This window comes from Dactylosporangium sp. CS-047395, from assembly GCF_050942185.1.
Lineage (GTDB): Bacteria > Actinomycetota > Actinomycetes > Mycobacteriales > Micromonosporaceae > Dactylosporangium.
The window spans coordinates 10264733-10284478 of sequence record NZ_CP192015.1; the positions used below are offsets into that span (position 1 = coordinate 10264733).

Annotated in this window: 13 protein-coding genes; 9 read left to right on the plus strand and 4 right to left on the minus strand. The window is 68.8% G+C overall.

Annotated elements, in window-relative coordinates; genetic code table 11:
- Positions 1–29: 29 nt before the first annotated feature.
- From ACQP00_RS47945 to ACQP00_RS47955, 3 genes are read left to right on the plus strand one after another with little or no spacing between them, the layout of a single operon-like run.
- Positions 30–617 carry a hypothetical protein gene (locus ACQP00_RS47945; RefSeq protein WP_433210464.1) on the plus strand — a complete coding sequence of 196 codons (588 nt, stop codon included), beginning with the start codon at positions 30–32 and terminating at the stop codon, positions 615–617.
- Entirely contained in the window at positions 614–1981 is a 1368-nt protein-coding gene (gene qatC / locus ACQP00_RS47950; protein ID WP_433210466.1) for a Qat anti-phage system QueC-like protein QatC, read from the plus strand. The genes ACQP00_RS47945 and qatC overlap by 4 nt, the downstream gene beginning before the upstream one ends.
- Positions 1978–2739: a TatD family hydrolase gene (locus tag ACQP00_RS47955; RefSeq protein ID WP_433210468.1), complete on the plus strand. Its 762-nt coding sequence runs from the start codon at positions 1978–1980 to the stop codon at positions 2737–2739. The genes qatC and ACQP00_RS47955 overlap by 4 nt, the downstream gene beginning before the upstream one ends.
- A 418-nt stretch (positions 2740–3157) precedes the next feature.
- Here ACQP00_RS47955 and ACQP00_RS47960 read toward each other — a convergent pair whose 3' ends face one another.
- Complete coding sequence (locus ACQP00_RS47960; RefSeq protein WP_350615923.1) at positions 3158–3910, minus strand: hypothetical protein; 753 nt, start codon at positions 3908–3910, stop codon at positions 3158–3160.
- A 502-nt stretch (positions 3911–4412) separates the two neighbouring features.
- On the opposite strand from ACQP00_RS47960, the gene ACQP00_RS47965 reads away from it, so the two are divergent.
- The 4 genes from ACQP00_RS47965 to ACQP00_RS47980 all read left to right on the plus strand — a co-directional run bounded on the left by ACQP00_RS47965 (position 4413) and on the right by ACQP00_RS47980 (position 9825).
- Entirely contained in the window at positions 4413–5324 is a 912-nt protein-coding gene (locus ACQP00_RS47965; RefSeq protein WP_433210470.1) for a DUF5677 domain-containing protein, read from the plus strand.
- Between the two features lie 293 nt (positions 5325–5617).
- Positions 5618–6880 carry a hypothetical protein gene (locus ACQP00_RS47970; RefSeq protein ID WP_433210472.1) on the plus strand — a complete coding sequence of 421 codons (1263 nt, stop codon included), beginning with the start codon at positions 5618–5620 and terminating at the stop codon, positions 6878–6880.
- Between the two features lie 736 nt (positions 6881–7616).
- Positions 7617–8561, plus strand: coding sequence for an RNA polymerase sigma-70 factor (locus ACQP00_RS47975; RefSeq protein WP_433210474.1), 945 nt, complete (start codon positions 7617–7619; stop codon positions 8559–8561).
- 82 nt (positions 8562–8643) lie between these two features.
- Positions 8644–9825 carry an NAD(P)/FAD-dependent oxidoreductase gene (locus tag ACQP00_RS47980; RefSeq protein ID WP_433210476.1) on the plus strand — a complete coding sequence of 394 codons (1182 nt, stop codon included), beginning with the start codon at positions 8644–8646 and terminating at the stop codon, positions 9823–9825.
- Here the strand turns inward: ACQP00_RS47980 and ACQP00_RS47985 are convergent.
- Positions 9822–10802, minus strand: a complete 981-nt coding sequence (locus tag ACQP00_RS47985; RefSeq protein ID WP_433210478.1) for an aldo/keto reductase — start codon at positions 10800–10802, stop codon at positions 9822–9824. The two genes, ACQP00_RS47980 and ACQP00_RS47985, sit on opposite strands and share 4 nt — an antisense overlap.
- 236 nt (positions 10803–11038) lie before the next feature.
- Here ACQP00_RS47985 and ACQP00_RS47990 point away from each other — a divergent pair, with 236 nt between their 5' ends.
- The gene (locus ACQP00_RS47990; protein ID WP_433210480.1) at positions 11039–12754 is read left to right on the plus strand and encodes an aKG-HExxH-type peptide beta-hydroxylase; all 1716 of its coding nucleotides are present in this window, start codon (positions 11039–11041) and stop codon (positions 12752–12754) included.
- 74 nt (positions 12755–12828) lie between these two features.
- On the opposite strand, the gene fxsT is transcribed toward ACQP00_RS47990, so the two are convergent.
- Positions 12829–16752 (minus strand): FxSxx-COOH system tetratricopeptide repeat protein, encoded by a 3924-nt coding sequence (gene fxsT, locus ACQP00_RS47995; RefSeq protein ID WP_433210482.1) that lies wholly within the window; start codon positions 16750–16752, stop codon positions 12829–12831.
- A 70-nt stretch (positions 16753–16822) separates the two neighbouring features.
- Positions 16823–17947, minus strand: a complete 1125-nt coding sequence (fsxC, locus tag ACQP00_RS48000) for an FxsC protein (protein WP_433210484.1) — start codon at positions 17945–17947, stop codon at positions 16823–16825.
- A 535-nt stretch (positions 17948–18482) separates the two neighbouring features.
- Between fsxC and ACQP00_RS48005 the strand changes: the two genes are divergently transcribed.
- Positions 18483–19742, plus strand: a complete 1260-nt coding sequence (locus ACQP00_RS48005) for a TIR-like protein FxsC (RefSeq protein WP_433210486.1) — start codon at positions 18483–18485, stop codon at positions 19740–19742.
- Positions 19743–19746: the final 4 nt, after the last annotated feature.

A 19746-nucleotide genomic window follows, 5' to 3' on the forward strand; every position in this document is an offset into this window, starting at 1 on the left:
CCCGTGCCCGGCGGGTCATCAGCCGGCACGTGCCCGTGCTCGGCGGCGCCGGCGCCGCCACCGCGAGTGCCCGCGCCGGACGTGCAGGCATCCAACGACTCGGCGACTTCCTCACCGACATCGGCACTGGCGACCTCGGCTCGGCGCTGCGTAACGCGGGTCTGGAACGTCTCGTGGGCCAAGATCGGTTCGATGTACTCGACGAATTGATCACTTACATCGCGGGCGACGGCAGTGACGCGGATTCGCAGGCAGCGCGCGACGCCGCCTGCGACGTCATCGATGACGTCTTCGGGGATGCCGACAGCTGGGACGATCTCCACGCGACTGCCATCTCTGCCGAGGACCTACCGCGACTGTTGGAGGCGTTCCTTGCGCGCTATATCTACAACCGCATGCCGGTCGTCGCCGAGCGACTCAGCCGACTGTTCGACCCGCAGGCAGCGCAGCAAGCCGACGCCGATATGCGCGCCATCATCGAGGACATGGTCGCTATCGCGATGCCCGCAGACCCGTTCAACGTCGACTGGTCAGGACCACAGGGCCGTCAGATTGCCGACGACGCGCTGAGACGGGCCTATGAAGCATTCGAAGGCTGGGACGGAGACGAGTCATGATCCGTTACCGGGTACGCACGGACTTGAGCACCTCTCTACACGATGAACTTTCCGCAGACGTCCGCCTTCTGGATTGGGCACCCGGCGACGTGGCCGCCACCATACAGACCGGAGACCACGGCCCCGCCTTCTTCTCCGGCTGGCGTCCGCCGCGACCAGCCGCAGATCTCCTGATGCTGGGCGCGGCGGCGTACTGCGTCGACAAGACTGCACGTCGCAGCCGGCGCCCGGACCGGTGGACACGCGACCTGGCCCTTGAGCTACCAGTCGGCGACGTATCCGCGTGGGCTAAGGCCGACTGGCCCCAAGTCCTCAACTTCCTGACCGGTGACCACTGGGACGTTGCTGCATACGCCTCAACCGGCCACCCTCTCACCGGAGTACGCGGAGTTCCCGCCGGCCCGCAGCCCACCGGCCTCGGAGTGGACGCGGTGTGCCTGTTCTCTGGTGGGCTCGACTCGTTGTGCGGGGTCATCGACCTGCTGGAGGAAGACCCGAACCGCACCCTGTGCCTCGTATCCCACCACGAAGGCGGACAAGCATCCACCGCCCAGCAAGACCTCTACGCGCAACTGACCGCCCACTACGGCACCCACCGGCTCGCGCTGCGCCGTTTGTACCTCCGTCCGGCACCAGCCAACCAATGGCAAACCCGTCCGCTTCCGCGAACCCGAGAGAACACGACACGAGCCCGATCCATGCTGTTCCTGTCGACCGCTCTGGCCATCGCGGCGTCATGCGGGCCCAACGTGCCCGTTTACATCCCAGAGAACGGCTTCATCGGCATCAACGTGCCACTAACCCGTGCCCGGTTCGGGAGCTTGAGTACCCGCACCACTCATCCCCATTTCATGAATCTGTTGCACGCGGCGGCTTTAACGGTGGGAGTGGGGAACCCGATCCTGAACCCCTATCGGCTCGCGACCAAAGGAGAGATGCTCGCCTCATCGCGCAACCCGTCCCTGCTGGGGCGCCTGGCACCTGTGAGCGTCTCATGTGCACACCCGGAAGCCCCGCGATGGTCGAAGCGGAGGCAGGGCAACTGTGGCTATTGCTTCCCTTGTCTGATCCGCAGGTCGGCGATGGCGCACGTCGGATGGGACAACGATGAGTACGCATGGGATGCCTTGACTGAAGCAGTACTGCTCGACAGTCAGAAGCAGCGCGGAAGCGACCTGCGCGCGGTCGTCAACGGAGCGTTCACGCCACGCCCAGACCGTGATGCCCTCCGCAACGGCCCGCTGCCCGCCGGGGAGCGACGCGCCTTCGTCGACGTCTGGCGCCGCGGGCAAGCCGAACTCAGAACGTGGCTGGCCAGTGGAGCCGAAGGCGACCTTGCACAGATCATCGGAGCGCTGCAATGACCTCCGACCAGCCCGTGCTTTGGGACACCCACTGCCATCTCGACACCTACGACAACCCGGTCAACGTCTTGCAAGAGGCCACAGCGTCAGGCGTCGCGGTCGTAGCCGTGACGGAGGATCCGGGACGCTACCGACAACTGCGAACTCGACTCGGACGACGCAGCGGGCTGGAAGTCGCCCTTGGATGGCACCCCCTGCGCATCCAAGACGGGTTCGAGGCAACCCTGGCCCGGTTTCTGCGACTCCTGCCCCAAGCAACCTGGGTCGGTGAGATCGGCCTGGACTTCTCTCGGGCAGGGGCGGACACGAAACGGGCCCAACTCCGAGTCTTCGACGCACTCCTCGCCCAGCCGCACCTGCGTAGTCATCCGACGACCGTGCACAGCCGAGGAGCCGAAAACGACTGTGTCACCCGACTGATTGACGCCCAAGTCCCCGCCATCCTGCACTGGTACACCGGATCAATCAGCATCGCGGAGAAGGCATTGGCGGGCGGCCTCTACTTCTCGATCAACCCCGCCATGATGGTCTCCCGCCGCGCCGCCCCTTTGCTAGCGTTCGTCCCACCCGAACGGGTCCTGCTGGAGACGGACGGGCCCTACACCAGGTCGGCGGGTCGAGCTGCACGACCCTCCGATCTTCTAGGTCTCGTCAGGCGCCTCGCCCTCATATGGAACGTCAGCGACAGCGCCGCTCGCTCGACTTTGTCTACCAACCATGAGCGACTCCTTCAACGCCCAGCTGATCGCACGAGCTGACCGACGGCCGAGCCAAGCCAAGGTGTTCTTTGACTCGAAGGTTTGATACATGGTCTGAACAGGGCGAGTGCCTGGTGATTAGCTACCGGATCCGCCCGTCCGGCCCTGGCGTTGCCGGCGCCTTGGTACGCCGGTACGAGGGTGGGGCTCGACACCGGTCCGTGGCCTCTTGGGCGCGGCGAGATCGTGACGTCGGGGCCGGTATGGACGTCGTAGCAGGACGCATAGCACGTCCAAGGCAGCGTCGCGGCGATGGGGGTTGTTGGTAACGACCGCGGTGACCGCGAGTACCGTGATCAGGCTTAAGGCGAGTACGGCGAGCGCGAGATACGCCGGCCACGGCAGCGATCTGGCTTGCTCGAACAACCATGACATCGGGGGCCGTTCCCAGGGCAAAGAACAGGGAGGGCCTTATGTGTCAGGTGTAGGCCAACTCCCGGGGGACGGACAAGACAGTGTTCGTCCACGACTCGGTCGGTCCGCGGGTCAGCTGCGGTCCTGGCGGCACGGGGACCCCGAGCGGGTCTACGCCGGGGATGTGTCCATACATTGAGGCTGCGCGGTCCAGTTGCGTGTGCGCGTGGCGACGCAGCCGCCGGATCGCAGCGGTGAGCAGCTCCGCCAACGATCGGGTGCGAGTGTCCAGGCGCGCGAGCAGCCGGCGGATCGGCCGGAGCAGTGACCGGTCAGAGAGATTCATCCGTGGCACCTGGGGTCGCCGGTTCGCCACGGCGAACAGTTCCGGCGCGACCCGCCGCAGCGCTGTGTATCCGCTGGTCGGACTCGCCTGTGTCGTCGTGCGGGGAATTACCAGCACCTGACGGGCGTGATCACCTTCGGTGACATCGATCCCGTTCGACAGCATCGATGTCGTCAGCAGGACCTGGAGCCGCTGCGCGACCTGCATCGTCTCGGCCACCGTGGGTGCTGCGATCAGCACCTGCCGGTTGGTGTGGGCCAGGTGTGAAACCAAGGTCAGCGCTGTCGTCGTCTTGCCGCAGCCGGCGGGCAGGTCGATGTGCGCGACACCGGGCACGATGATGCCGTCCGGCGTGATGTGCAGCTCGACCTGCGAAGGCATCGTGTCGGCGTGCCGTAGCACCAGATCGGTGAATGCGTCGCGCCGTCGCGCGACCTCGGTGAGGTCGAAGGACGCGATCCCGATGGCCACGGCGACACTGTACGCGTTGGACACAACGGTCTTGGGCCGGTCCGGCGTGCGACACGCTCCCCGCAGTGCCACGGACGTTGGATCGGGTGGATCATCAACAAGCTATTCGGCGGCGACATCTGCCGGTGCGGCCCGCAGGTGAGTGCCATCACCCAGGAGCATGTCGGCTTTGCGTACCTCAACAACTCCGGCGGCTCCACAGCGACGCTCAGCGGCAACAGCTGGCAGGACGGCGACGGCCCGATCGAGGCGCCCTTCGGTGGCACCCCGGCGGCGGTCCCCGGCACATCCAGACGGAGAACTACGACACCGGCGGACAGGGCGTCGCCTACAACGTGACGTCGGTCAACGGCACCGCGCCACCGACGACCGTGTGAGTCCTTCCGGCCACGACGCCGCGGCCCGCCGGCACAGGAAAGCACGCCGCGGAGACGCGCGCTATGACGTCGCCGCGAGGAAAACCGCTGTCGGCTCCATGGAATGCGGCGTTAACCTCGGTCTCATGATCTGGCGGTCGCAGTACGTTGCGGTGGACGATGTTCACGTAGTCGAGCCCGATTGGCGCGCGCTGCGCGAGGCGGCCGACGAGAACCCGTTCATGCACGCCGCCGTCGAACTCCTCAAAGGCGCCTTGGGCGTGACCAGTGCCCTGGCCGGCATCGTGCCCGACCAGCCGTACGATCTACATGCCGCGATCCGATGCGGCTTGCTCGTCCGGGCCTGCAAGCTGTGCACCGACCTGGTCGCGGACGCGTGCATGCTTATGGGACGTCAGCAGATCGCCTTGACGCGGCAGCTTCTCGAAACGCTGGCCAACCTGTCCTACCTCTGCGGCGACGACGAATGCGGCGCGCGGCACCTCGCTTTCATCCAGGACAGCCTCATCGCCGAACGCGAGTTCCTCAAAGTCGTCGAGCGTCAGCAGGCCGCCAACAGTGCCGCCGAACTACCGATCGAGGCCCGGATCCGCGCATCCATCAACGACACCGCCCGAGCCGCCGGTATTGAGGTCGACCAGATCCCCGGACGACGGCAGATCAACTGGCCGTCCGCGCTGGACCGGATCGAGATGGCGTTCGGCCCCACCGCGTACCCGTCGTTCCGCACCGGATCCGGTGCGGTACACGGCACGTGGCACGACCTGCTGCGCAACCACCTCCGGCAGGTCGATGGCGGCTTCGAACCCGACTTCGGGGCCGCGACTGCACGCCCCCAGCCGTTGTTGTCGGCCACGATCCAACTCACGACGGTCGCGATCACCTACCTGCGCCGACAGTCGCACCACCACCAGCAGATGTTCGACGAGCCCTTGGCCGCAGCACTGGGATTCGCGTTTCGCACCGACGACATGCACGAGCGGTGGATTTCGGCCGCCACCGACCACCGCCGCGAAGACCCCGCTCATGCCGGCTAGGCCGGAAAGCGCCACCCGACCCTGTGTGCCGCGCGGCCGGTCTCACCTGCAGGTTGAAGATCAAGCTTAAGGAGCCGGATGTTCCGGCCCTTGGTTGCAGGCGGCTTACCAAGTCGGCCGAATCGATCCCCACCTTTGGCCAGCCCTAAACGTTGTGCGGGCAGGTTTTCGCTTACCACCTGCTCTTGGCGTGTCGTTCCCGCCCCATCGGCAGTTGGATGGCAGGGTGGTTACATCTCGCAACTCCTCGTAAGCTGAGTCCGCAGATAGCGTGTATCTCTGGAAGGGCCATCGTGACACCAGCCGCTGATGGATTGCTTGATGAGCAACACGAAGTACCGCCTCGCACGGTGAAGAAAACGATAAAGACGGACCTCATCGCGGGCTTTGCGACCGAGAGCGCCAAAGATGGCGAATCGGTGCGGGTGGCACACCAATTTCAAGTCACGGCTGACAGTCCATATTTCTACATGTTCGTCAACCAGATCAGTGACGATTTCTTACAGCTTGCCGGCTTGAGCGGCGACTCCGTCACAAAGTTCTTCATCGTCCAGCGACCGGATGGTGAGGCCGATGTCTACACCGACTATCCAGTCATCGCCCAGGCGCGCGTCAGCCGCGCTGTGACAAAGGGTGATCCCCTTTACGTCCACGACATTGGCGATATCGTGAGCTACCGTCCTGAAGGAATCACGCTAGAACCGACCGATACCGTCATATGCGTCATGAAGGTTGGTTGGAAGTACGGCCTGTTCTTTGACGCCAGCCGCAAAATCTCCCAAGATGGTGTGTGGGCGCAACTGGGCGCGCTTTATCAAGACCTACATGTTGATCGCGTACTGGCTAATATCCGGGATCGCATCAGGCTTTCGCAGCGACCACACATCATTACAGAGGGCAGGACGGATTGGCGGCACATTGAAGCCGCACGCCGGGCATTGGGTGTGGATATGTCGCTCGGATACCCAACTACCAGTGATTCGTTGGGGGATTCTGCGCTCTTTCAGGTATGCGAGCGTCTATCGAAATTTGGGCCACCCAACACAAACAAGGTGATCGCAATATTCGATCGCGACAACCCGCAGGTACTGGCCAAGCTGAAGGCGCGCGGCGACCTGGATGCCTTCCAGGCATGGGGCAATAATGTCTATTCAATTGTCCTCCCCATGCCTGCACACCGAGTGGACTACAAGAATATCTCAGTTGAGATGCTCTACACCGACACGGACATAGCGACTAGGACAAGCGACGGCAAACGGCTCTACTTTAACAACGAGTTGAGGAAAGAGATTGTTGCCGACGCTGTCCTCCGCTACGCGCCAATCCCGCCTGCTGAATCGGCGGAGTTGACCAAGAAGCCATATGACGACGAGGCAGAGCTAATCGTTGATGACAACGGCTGCCATGTCGGCTTGTCCAAAGGCCGGTTCGCGGATCTGGTTCACGCCAGGACAGACGCCTTCGGGCATTTGGACATGTCAGCATTCGCGCCAATCTTTCAGATTATAAGGGACATCTTGGCGCACGATGGGAACGCAGACACTTCGACTTCGTGACTGTCTTACGGCCCTGGCGCGGCGCGCAATTAAGGAGAGCTGGCCATCGTCCGGTCAAGTTGCGGTAAACCCCGCATCGGGTTGCCCGGATCGATCTCCAGGCAAGCGGACAGCTTCACGATGTTGTGCAGGCTGATGTTCCGCCGGCCACTCTCAACCTGTCTCCCATGTAGGTCCAGTGGGCGCCGGAGGAACCGGCGAGTTGCTCCTGGCTCTTGCCGGGCTCGTGTCGTTGGCGAACGTCCCGTCCCGGCCGGCCGAAGATCCACGCGGACGGCTTCGTCGACCGCCCCACACTCGACTTACTCACAGAATCGCTCACCGTGCAAGATCGAACCTGCAGAACTGGGCATCAGGAACCAACATCAGCCGGCATTCGACCAAAGGCGTTCTTCCTGGAAAAAGCATGAGTCGACATTGGGCGTCAGCGTATGGCAGAATGGGTTCTTCACTGGCAGTGTGGGGGTCAGGGGTTCGAGTCCCCTCGGCTCCACCCATCGGAAGGCGCTCCCTGCTCAAGGCGGGGGCGCCTTTTCGCGTATGCGATGGGTGGATTCCTCGCGCGCCCTTCGGGCGCTCCCCCCTGGGGGGCTGCCGCCCACCCAGGCCCCCTGCGCACCCAAGTCCTCCCCCAGCGGAAAGTGGTGAAGGGTGGCGCTTGCGTGCTCGTGCAGCGGGAAAGTGGGGAAGGTGACGTGGCTCGGTCGGTGGGTAGTTCGGGGCTAGCATCGGGGCCATGTCCCTGGCCGCCGAGCACGTCGATCGGTTCGAGGCCTCCCGGCGGCGCCTGGAGGCTATCGCGTATCGCCTGCTCGGGTCGGCGGCCGAGGCCGAGGACGCCGTGCAGGAGACCTATCTGCGCTGGCAGGCGGCGGATGTCGGGCGGATCGAGGTGCCCGAGGCGTGGCTCACCAAGGTGCTCACGAACCTTTGCCTGAACCAGCTCACGTCGGCGCGGGCGCGGCGGGAGACGTACGTCGGGCAGTGGCTTCCCGAGCCGCTCCTCGCCGGTGATCCTATGCTCGGGCCGGCCGATACGGTGGAGCAGCGGGAGTCGCTGTCGTACGCGGTGCTGGTGCTGCTGGAGCGCCTGTCGCCCAACGAGCGGGCCGTGTACGTGCTGCGCGAGGCGTTCGACTATCCGCACCGCGAGATCGCGGAGATCCTGGAGCTGACCGAGGCGGCCAGCCAGCAGATTCTGCACCGCGCCAAGCAGCACGTCGCCGGCGGCCGGCAGCGCGTCGCGGTCGACGCGGCGGCGGCGCGGCGGATCGTCGAGGAGTTCCTGGCCGCGGCGACGAGCGGGCAGACCGAGCCGCTGGTGCGCCTGCTCACCGCGGACGCCGTGTCGATCGGGGACGGCGGGGGCAAGGTGCCGGCGCGGGCCAAGGCGTTCGCGGGCGCCACCGCGGTCGCCCGGTTCATCTGGGGGCTGTTCCGGCCCGGTACGGCCAAGGAGAAGGTCATCGGCGGCCGCCCGGAGATCTACCCGTGGACGGCCAACGGCGGGCCGGCCGCGATCGCGGTGATCGGCGACCGCGTCGTCGGCGTGATGTGCCTGGAGGTCACCGAGGCCGGAATCGCCGCCGTCCTCAACCAGGTGAACCCCGACAAGCTCGAACGCGCCACGGCCCTCTGGAACGCCACCGATCACGGGGAACCCCTCTTCACCGCGCTGTGAGCCGCTTCACAGCCCGCTCCTGTCATGAATCGCGGCCCCGCCCGGCTCAAAGGGCACAAGCCGCACAGGACAGGAGCACACCATGCACCGCATCGTCGTACTGGGCGCCGGCTACTCCGGAGCCATCGCCGCCGGCCGCCTCGCCAAGCGCCTGCGCCGCGAGGACGTCGCCATCACCCTGGTCAACGCCGAGCCGGACTTCGTCGAGCGCGTCCGCATGCACCAGCTCGCCACCGGCCAGCAGCTCAAGCCCCGCCCCCTGAGCGCCATGTTCGCGGGCACCGGAGTCGAGCTGCGCATCGCACGGGTGACGGCTATCGACACCGACCACAGGACGGTCTCCCTGACCGGCGCCGAGGACCTCGCCTACGACACCCTCGTCTACGCCTTGGGGAGCGGGTGGAATGCCCAAGGCGCATCCGGTACCGACGAGCATGCTTTTGAAATCGCCAGTCGCCCGGGCGCCCTCCGCCTCCGCGAGCGCCTCGCCACCCTCCCGCACGGCACTCCCGTGACGGTGGTCGGCGGTGGCCTGACCGGCATCGAAGCGGCCACGGAATTCGCCGAGTCCCGCCCCGACCTGGACATCGCCCTGATCACCACCGGCGCCCTGGGCGACTGGCTCTCCCCGAAGGGCCGCGCCCACGTCCACAAGGTCTTCGACGGCCTGCACATCACCGTCCACGACCACACCACCGTCACCGCCGTGGAGTCCGACCACGTGGCAACGTCGGACGGCCGCACGATCCCCGCGACGGTCACCGTGTGGACGGGCGGCTTCGCGGTGCACCCGATCGCCGCCGCCACCACCCTGCAGGTCACCGACACCGGCCAGATCGTCGTCGACGGCACCATGCGCTCCGTCTCCCACCCGGACGTGTACGCCATCGGCGACGCCGCCTACGCCATGGGCCCCGCCGACAAGCCCCTGCGCATGTCGTGCGCCTCCGGCACCCCGGAGGCCTGGCAGGCGGCGGACGCGATCGCCGCCCGCCTGACCGGCGGCAAGCTCCCGCACGCCCCGTTGCGCTACTTCAACCAGTGCATCTCGCTGGGGCGCAAGGAGGGCCTGATCCAGTACGTCACCGCCGACGACCGCGCCGTTTCAGCCGCACTGACGGGGCGGGCGGCGGCGCTGTACAAGGAACTGGTCTGCAAGGGCGCGGCGTGGAGCGTGGCCAACCCGACGCTCGGCCTGCCCACCCGCCGCCGCCCGGTCACCACGCCGCGGGTCGCCGAGCACGAGGCCGCACCGGCGCGCTAGCGGCCCATCAGCCGCTCGACGTCGGCGAGTTCCGCGGGGGTCAGGGGACCGTGGGCCAGCGCGCCCGCGTTCTCCTCGACCTGCGCGACCGTACGGCACCCCGGAATCGGCACCGCCCGCTCGTCGTACGCCCACAGCCACGCCAGCGCCCCCTGGGCCAGCGTCCGGCCGCCGGAGGTGAGCACGTCGCGGATGCCGTCGATGCGCGCCAGGAACTCGGGCGTCGGGTGGCCGTCGGTGAAGTACGTCATCCAATCCGGGCTCAACCCCCGCACGTCGTCGCGCGGGAGCGTCGAGGTCGTCGTGTACCGCCCGCCCAGCAGCCCCATCGCCAGCGGGCCGCGGATGATGACGCCGAGGTCGTGCTTCGCCGCGGCGGGGAGCACCGCGAAGGAGCCGCGCAGCACCGACAGGTCGGCCTGGATCGTGGCGCAGCGCTGCCCCGCCGCCGCGAAGGCGTCCGCGCGTTCCGGGAAGTCGGTGCTCCAGCCGTACGCGCGGATCAGGCCCCGATCCACCAGGTCCTCCAGGGCCGGAATCAGGTCCAGGGCCTGCGGAATCGGCAGCGCGTTGATGTGCAGCTGGAGCAGGTCGATGCGATCGGTGCCGAGCCGGCGCAGCGAGTCGCGGACCGAGCGCTGGAGGTTCTCCGGCGAGCCGTCGTCGGGGCCGACCTGGCGGGTCTGCTCGTCGAACGTGCCGCCGAACTTGGTGGCCAGCACAACCTCGTCGCGCCGGCCGGCCAGGGCGCGGGCGAGGACCCGCTCGCTGTGCCCGGCGCCATAGACGTTGGCGGTGTCGAAGAACGAAACGCCAAGATCGAGCGCCCGGTGTACCGCACGAATCGACTCGTCGTCGTCGACCTCGCCCCAGCCGAGCGGCTGTTCGCCCGCCCAGAACGGCCCGCCGATCGCCCAGCAGCCCATGCCCAGCGCGCTGACCTCGATGCCGCTGCGTCCCAGGAATCGCGTATCCATGCCGGCCACGATTCCACCTGGAGCGCGCTCCAGGTCAACCCCCGGCGCCGGGAACAAGCGCTCGAATTGATCAAGGCGGGCGATGGCGTTCGCATCCGAATGATGTCGCTGGGTGGCTCTCGAATCACTGTGCGCGGTCACCGAATACTACGTTTGGATGAACGGCGGAACACACCGCAACCTGCTTCGACCTGCCGCGTTGGAACTCACCCCGCGCACCAATATGCTCAGCCTCCGTGCGGAGTGCCAACACGCCCAAGCTCGGACGGCTCGCGCTGACGCGTGCCGAATTCACGAGCTTGACTTCAATCGACGGCGGCAGCACGGCGGTGCAAAAACTCGCCCTGAGCCAGGTTTTGAAACGAAAATATCTCGTCGCCGGCATCCGGCACGAGACACGTGACGCCGAGGACGCCCCCGCGCGCACCATTCAGCGCGCGATCGGGCTGCTGGCCGAGGCGGAGTCGGCCGACCGCGACGCCGCGCTGAGCGTCCTCGGGCATCCGTACCTCGACCAGTGGGCCGCCCGCTGGCTGCGCGCCGAGGGCGATCGCGGCGAGGCGGCCGACTACCTCGCGACCATCGCCGCCGCGGCCGCGGCCCGGGCCCGGATGACCTTCGCCATCGACGTGCACAGCAGCGACGGCACGGTCGTCCTGCCCACGCTGGGTGCGGGCACCGGCCTCGGCCCAGGCCGGGTGCGGATCGACGGCGCGCCGGACCGGATCACGCTCACCGGGCCGGCCGGCCGGGCCGACGTGCCGCGGCCGTTCACCGCCGCCGCCACGCACTGGGAACCGGTGCGCCGGTTCGACCTCGACGGCCGGTACGCCATCGCCGTCGAGGACCTCGACACCCAGCGCGACTGCTACCCCTGGCCGCCCCGCAACCGCCTCGACGACGCCACCGCGGCGCGTTTCCGCGACACCTGCCGGGCCGCCTGGTCGATCATCTCGGCCGATTTTCCCGAACACGCCGAGGGCATGCGCACCGCATTGGCCTCACTGGTCCCGCTGGCGCATTCCGAGGACGTCGAGAGTCAGGGCGCCACCGCCTTCCGCGCATTCGGGTCGCTGGCCGTTTCTCTGGATATGTCGGCCGAGGCGCTCGCCTTATCGCTCGTTCATGAATTCATGCACATGAAATTGGTCGCCATCCTCGACCAGTACGACCTGCATGCCGAGGGCCGGCGTTTGTACTTCGCGCCGTGGCGCTCGGATCCGCGCCCGATCTCGGCATTGCTGCACGGCGCCTACGCGCATTTCGGGGTGTGCGATTTCTGGCGGCGCCGGCGCGGTTCGGCGCCGGACCGGTCGGCCGATTTCGAGTTCGCGCTGTGGCGCCGGCTGACCCTGCGCGCCGTGCGGACCCTGCTGGACTCTGAGGAGCTGACCCCGCTCGGGCGGGACTTCGTCCGGCCGCTGGACGAGGCGCTGCGGGCCTGGGCGGCCGAGCCGGTCCCGGCCGACATCGACCGGGCGGCCGCGGACGTGGCGTACGCGTACTGGGTGCGCTGGGACCTGACCTACGGCGCGTCCTCCGCGGCGGAGCTGGAGCGGCTGGCCGGGGCGCCCCGCCCGCCGTGGTTGCCGGCGGCCTGGAGCGCTGCCCCCGGCCCGGCCCCGGACGAGGCCTCGGGCGGGGCGGCCGAGCCGGCGGTGGCCACGCTCATCCGGTCCATCGTGGTCGGCGGGGAGGCCGCCGACGGCGACCCGCGGCTGATCGACGCCGTCGTCGCCCACGTCGGCGGGCGGGCCGACCGGGCCGCGCACGGCTTCCGCACCGCGATCGACGGCGGCGCCCCCGACGGCTGGGTCGGGCTGTGCGTGGCCAGCCGCCGCGGCGCCCCGGTGCGCCGCCCACGGCTGGTCCGCCGGCTGTACGAGGCGGCCGGCGGCACGGTGGCCCCGGCCGACGTCGCGGCCTGGGTCAGCGCCGTCCTCGACCCCTGACGCACGCCGCGGCCGGCGTCAGCGCCGTCCTCGGCCCGGACGCGGCTCAGGGCCGTCCTCGGCCCTGACGTGGCTCAGGGCGTGTAAGGCTCGATGTCGGTGTTGATGCGCGCCCGCTCGGCGATCGCGACGGTGTTGGGATGCTCGGTCCCCAGCGCCTCGCGCGCCAGGCGGGCCGCCTCGGTGAACAGCCGCTCGGCCTCGCGCTCCTGACCGGCCGCGGCGAGGCTGACGGCCAGGTTGTTGATGGCCGCGATGACGACGGGGTGCTCGGCGTCGAAGGTCTTGCGCAGCCGGTCGTGCGTGCGCTCGTCGAGCCGCCGGGCGCGGGCGCGGTCACCCGTGAGGAAGGACGCGTTGGCCAGGTTCAGGCGGCAGATCAGGGTCGACGGGTGCTCCTCGCCGAGCTTGCTCTCGTACGTCTCGGCGATGTCGTCCAGGATGGCCAGCGCCCCGGCCATGTCATCCGCCCGGATTTTGAAGATGGCCCGGTCGTTGGCGGCCGCCAGAGTGTAGGGGTTGTCGCTCTTGTACTGGTCGTTGTAGTACTCGTGGACCTCGGCCGCCATCGCGTCGGCCTCCGCGTGCTCGCCCGCCGCGGACCGGTTGCAGGCGAGCTCGAGCTCGGCCAGCATCGTCTCTCGGTGCTTCATCCCGAGCGTCTTCTTGTACCGCGTGTGCGTCTCGCCGGCCAGTCGCTCGGCGTCCACCGAGAGCCCCATCCGGCGCAGCGTGCCGGCCAGCACCCGGGAGGCGCGCAGGGTCTGCTCGTGCTCGGGCCCGAGGGTGCGCCGGCACTCCTCGACGGTGCGCTGCAACAGGTCCCGGGCCTCCGGGTAGCGACCCATCTCGCGCAGCCCGAGCCCGTAGTTGATCGCCGAGAACAGGGTCCAGATGTCGTCGGCCCCGAGCGTCTTGGTCCGCCGCCGGAGCGTGTCGGCGTCCAGCCGGACCGCCTCGGCGAGGTTGCCGCACAGGCGCTCGGCGTGGGCCAGGTTGTTGGCCGCCATCAGGGTGCGGGCGTGGTCGTTGTCGAAGCCCTCGCGCCACTGGCCGAGCAGCTCCCGGTTGAGCGCGAGCCCCTCCTGATAGAGGCCGGCCGACCACAGGTCGGCGGCGAGCCCGCCCGCCGCCTCCAGGCGATACGGGTGGCTCGGCCCGAGCAGCGCGGTCAGCTCGTCGGTGACGGCCTGGCTGAGCTGGCGGGACTCGTCGTCGCGGCCCGCCGTCCGCAGCACGTTGGCCAGCTGGATCTGCAGCCGCAGCGTCACCTCGCGGTCGGCCGGGGTCTCGTCCTCCGTCGCCGACCACTCGGTGAGGGCCTGCTTGGCGAGCTCCTCGCTGCCGGCGAGGTCGCCGCGCAGCCGCAGGAACCGGACCATGGTGATGACCAGCTGCCGGACCGCGTCCTCGCGTGAGCGCAGTGCCCCGGACGGAACCAGGTGGGGGCGCAGCTCATCGAAGATCGGCCAGTTGTCCTGGTCGTCCGCGCCACCCTGCCTCGCCGCGGCCGCCGCGGCGAGGATCTCCTGAACCTGCACTCTCGTTGTCTCCGTATCAGACTCGCTCAGCGCGTCCCTGATTACAGACTGCACCAGCCGGTGAACGCGAACGGCACTTATCGACGGATCGACCCTGGCCAGCGCAAACCGGCCTATTTCCCGAATCAACGAGCCGTGCAACAGTGGGTCGCGCATGGTCCGGTCGACCTTAGCAAGCTCCTCCGTCATAGCTGGTGTCTGGATGAGCCATGTCGGGATCGGTTCCGGGCTGAAGAAGGCGAGCAACTCCATGAGCCGGGCCGCCGCCGGTTGGCGCTCGCGGAGCCGCTGCATGGACAGGGTCCAAGTCGCGGTCGCCGAGACGCCATACCCCGAGGACGACTCGTCAAGCACGGCGGACGGGCGGGACTGGAGCAGTTCGAGGTAGCTCTGCACCGGCATCGCGGTCTCGCGCAGCCACGCGGCCGCCTGCTCCACCACGAGCGGGAGATCCCCGACCCGGTCGGCGACGGCGTCGGCGTCGGCCGTCGACAACGACTCGATCTTCCTGCCGATGAGCTCGATGCTCTCCTGGCGCTCGAAGACCCCGACCTCGATCCGCTCGGCGCGCTGGGTCCAGTCCGGGTTGCGGGTCGTGACGATGACGTCGCCCGGCCCGGCCGGGAGGAACTCCGCGATGGACTCGGGGTCGTCCGGGTTGTCGAAGATGACGAGCCAGCGGCGCAGCCGGTCACCCTGGCGCAGCGCGTGGAGCACGGCGTCGACCTGCGCCGTGGTGTCCGCGCCGGCGTTCAGGCGGAGCGGACCGGCCAGCCGGCCCAGCTCGGCACGGACGATCGCGGGCTGGTCGGCCGAGATCCACCAGACGAGGTCGTAGTGGGCGGCGAAGCGGTGGGCGTACTCGAGGGCGACCTGGGTCTTGCCCACGCCACTCAGCCCGGTCAGCGCGACCGGACGGGCGAACGGGCTGCCGATCAGCCGGGTGCGCAACTGGTCGAGCAGCGTGTCGCGGCCCGTGAAGACCGGGTTGCGGGCGGGAACCTTCCAGATCGCGGGCATGGTGGCCGGGTAGCGCGGGCCGGGGCCGTTCGTGCCGGCCAGCGGCACCGCGACGTCGGCCAGGTCCAGGGCGGTCAGCAGCACCTCGCGGGCCCGGGCGGCGGTGAGGTCTTTGAGGTTCGGCACCGCCCCGCCGAGCAGCGGCTTGGGCAGCTCGGCCCCGTCCAGCCGCAGCGGCACCAGGAACGTGCCGCGGCCGCGGTAGTGCCGGGCCGCCGCCTGCTGCAGGGTCGCGGCGGCCTCGGGTGAGCGCAGGTACTCCTCCGACAGCAGCGCCACCACCCGGCTCGCGCTGTCCAGGGCTCCGCCGGAGGCGCGCAGCTCGCGCAGGTCGTGGGGCTGGTCGACGAGCTTCAGCTCGGCGCTGATCCACTCGGCCCACATCCGGTCGCGGGGCGCGAAGCTGATCGCGATCGGGTCGCCCGGTGCGACGGCGACCCCGCGCTCGAACGAACCCAGCCACTGCAGCCGGGTCGTCTCGCCGACCGGGGTCAGCTCGCGGTCGCCGCCGGTGATCCGGCCGGCCAGCCGCTCGTAGGCGGACAGCAGCGTGCCCTCCTGGCGTGGCCGGTCGCCGAACGCGGCGAGGATCTCCTCATAGGCGTAGTAGATCTTGTACGGGATCTCGACCGAGCCCCAGTACTCCTCGATCGCGCGCGGGTCGCTCGCCGGCACGAACGACTCGAACCGGTGCCGGGCATAGCTGCGACTGCGTTCGAGCTTGGTCTGCTCGCCGTCCTCGACGCGGGTCGGGACCGGGAAGATCTCGATCGGCTCGGTGCGCAACTTGCGGACCGAGCGCGCGATCGCCACGGCGCCGTCGATGCTCTGGGTGCTCATCGTGAAGCAGTTGACGAGGGCGTCGGGCAGGAAGACGGTACAGATGCCGGCGTTGTCACTGAGACCGGTGCGGCTGTCGATCAGGATGAAGTCGTGGTCGCGGCGCAGCTCGTCGCGTAGTGCGGTCAGGAAGGCCTGCCCGCCCAGCCGGTCGTAGAAGTCGTCCCAGTTGAACGTGCTGACCCGGGTGGAGTACTCGGGCACCTGGCGGCCGGCCGACAGCAGGTCGATGCGGCCCTGGCCCTGGAACGGGTACTCCAGCGACGTCGTGTAGGGGCCGACCCGGGCGAGCCGGGCGACCTCCTCGGGCGCGAGGTCGCCCAGGTCGGCCGGCTGGGTGGCGGCCATCGCGAACGCGCGGATCAGGTCGATCACCCCGCCGGGCGAGCCGCGCAGCTCCTTGTCCTCGAGGAACGGGTGGAAGTACCGATGCAGGCCGGGCGACTCGAGATCCCAGTCGATCGCGAGCACCCGCGCGCCGTTGCTGGCGAGGATCCACGCGACGTTGGCAAGCGCCATCGTGCGGCCCGCGCCGCCCTTGTAGGAGTAGAACGTGATGATTCGACCACCCTGACCTGCCCCGTCAGCGTCGTTCATCGCGGCCTGCCACCTCCCCCCGGTCGACTTCGACGGTGCAACACATCGACAACCCCCTGGCCCGCCACCATCACGGGCCCTGCAGGATCGGACGGCTGACGGCGGACTCGACCGCCGGTCGGCGGAACACGCGGCCGCGGCTGAAGACCCGGTTCTGCGCCTCTTCGAGCGCCGAGATCAGGTTCTCGACGAAGGCCTCGCTGCTGCCGATCTCCAGCCGCGTCGGCGCGTCCCGCTCGGTGATCTCCCCGGTCACCGCGCGGGAGAGGTCGGAGCGCAGCTCCTCGCGGTTGCTCACGGTCTCCGCGTCCGCGTCGCTCAACGGGGCCAGCACGGCCACCGTGGCCTCGCCGCTGCCGGCCAGCGTGGACAGCTGCCGGCGGCGCCCCTCCAGCCGGATCACCCACAGGTCCAGCAGCAGCACGACGATGTGGTTGTTCTGCCGGGCCGACTCGACCCGCTGGGCGAGCCCGCGCAGGTCGGTCACGTCGGAGCCGAACAACAGGTCGGCGGCGACACCGCGGGCCTGGTCGGCCAGCGGCGGGGCGTAGCCGGCCGGGTCGTACGGGTGCCAGTCGCGGGCCTTGGCCCCGTAGTAGCGCAGGTCGTCGCGGATCCGGGCCATCTCCTCGTTGCTGGCGGCGGCGACGACGAAGTGCACCTGCCGGGCGGCGTCCACGCCGATCTCGGCGGCGACCAGGGCGGCCAGATCGAGGTCGGCGTCGGCCTTCGGCAGCCGGTCCTGGGCCACCAGGTCGACGACGCGGTGGGCCACCGCGGCGACGCAGTCCTCGTAGCGGTCGCGCTCGGCCCGGTGCCGGATGAGCTCGCCGACCTTCTCGCCCTCGGCGTGCGGCCCCAGCGGGTCCTCCGCCCACACCAGCGGGATGAGCGCCTCCACGGCCTGGCCGGTGACCGCGGCCTGCCGGCGCAGCCGCTCCTCGAAGACGGCCCGCTCGCCGGCGCACCGGCGGCTCAGCACCGACGCGGGCGAGCGCAGCTCCACGAACACCTGGCAGGAGGTCAGCGCCTCGAGCACCTCACTCGGCCAGGGCGGCCCGTCGGGTGGTCGCATGTAGCCGATGTCGCCGTGGGTGCCGGCCAGTTCCTCCACCTTGGCCGAGAGATCTCGGAAGAACCGGTCGACGTAACGGTCGTCGTGACCGACCGCGCGGCTCAGGAAGAACTGAGGCACCGACCCCTCCTCGGCCGGTCACGGATGCCGGTCCCCGTCGCGGTTCGGACCGTGCGGTGGGATCGGGCCCGTTGGCAAGGGCACATACGTCCTCCTGCTGCACAGGCACGGCAATGGCGGCACCGCGACCTTCACCAGGAAAGTTTCAGTCGCGGCAGCCGAAAGTCAGATATTCGCGTACGACAATGATCTTAGGGATCGAAGGGCCGTCGGAAAACAATACTCGACCCTCAGGGTAATAGATCACGACGCAAAGAGCCAAGCATGATCTTCAACCCTGCTCACTCTTCCGGAAAGTGGCGGGCAACGGGCATCATGAGTCTGCGGGATCGACTCAAGTGCCGCACCGAGCCCGCGCAGCCGTCTGCTGACCACCGTTTCGGGGATGTGTTCGGGTCATGTCCGCATTGCCAGACGACGACCAGTCAGGACGCCCAACGGTGTGCGGTCCCAGCGTCGCGAGTATTCCCGTATATGTCGACTTCGGCCACTTCTTGCACCATCTGAAGGCGTATCGGTGCGCCGAGGTCCCCCGATGAGCGCAATCGGTCTGCCGCCCCCGCCGCCGGCCCACCGGTCGCCGCCGCCGTATTTCTTCCTGAGCTACGCGCGCAGCGACGACGACCTGTACGTCGAACAGTTCTTCAAGGACCTGTCCGGCGAGGTCCGGGTGCGCGCCGGGATCGGCAGCGCGGAGACCGTCGGCTTTCTCGACCGCAACCTCGAGATGGGCACGATCTGGTCCAAGGAACTCGTCGACGCCCTCGCCACGTGCACGACCTTCATCGGCCTGTGCTCCCCGCGGTACATCCTGAGCGAGCCCTGCGGCCAGGAGTGGCACCTGTTCGCGCAGCGGTGCGAGCAGTACGAGTTGGACAACGGGCGCCGCTCGACCGCGCTGGTGCCGGCCCTGTGGCTGCCGCCGCGCCAGATGCCGCCGGCGATGCAGCGGGTGCAGTACGACCAGGAGCGGTTCAGCGAGGCGTACCGGCGCGACGGGCTGCGGCAGCTCATGCGGCTGGCGCGGTACCACGACGAATATCTCGAAGCGATCTCCGTGCTGGCCCAGCACATCGTGGACAACGCCGAGGTGGACCGGCTCCCGCCGCTGCCGCTGGCGAGCCGCGGCGAGTTCGCGGCGGCACCCAACGCCTTCGACACCGCACTGCTGGCCCGGGCCGAGCCGGCGCTGCCGAAGTCCACCGACGTGCACTTCATCGTGGCCGCCCCGAACCGCGACGACGCCCGCCTGGTGCGCGGGGACGTGAGCTACTACGGCGAGCAGTCGCTGGACTGGACGCCGTACGCGACCACGCACACCACCCCGCTGGCCGGCTTCGCCCGGGAGATCGCCGCGCGGCGCGGTCTCACGGCGGGCGCCTCGACCATCTCGCTGAGCCCGGCCGGGGCCGAGAGCCCGGACGGCGGCGCCCGGATCATCGTGCTGCTCGTCGACGCCTGGACGAGCCAGCTGGAGACCTACCGGCAGGCGGTCGAGCGCCACGAGGAGCGGCACCGGGCGACCGCGGCCCTGGTGCCGCGCAACACCGAGGACGCCGAGACCGAGGAGCACTGGCGGCTGCTGTCCGACGGGCTGCGCAGCATGTTCCTGGACCGGATCGCCACCCGCGACTCGCTCGTCTACCGCCAGGACATCCTCACCCACCGGGCCTTCGACGAGGACCTGCAGATCGTGCTGGAGACCGCCCGCAACCGCTCCTTCGCGGTCCGCGGCGGCCTCCCGTCCGCGCCACCGGCCATCGGGATGGCCCGGCCCATCCTCGAGGGACCCTGAGAGG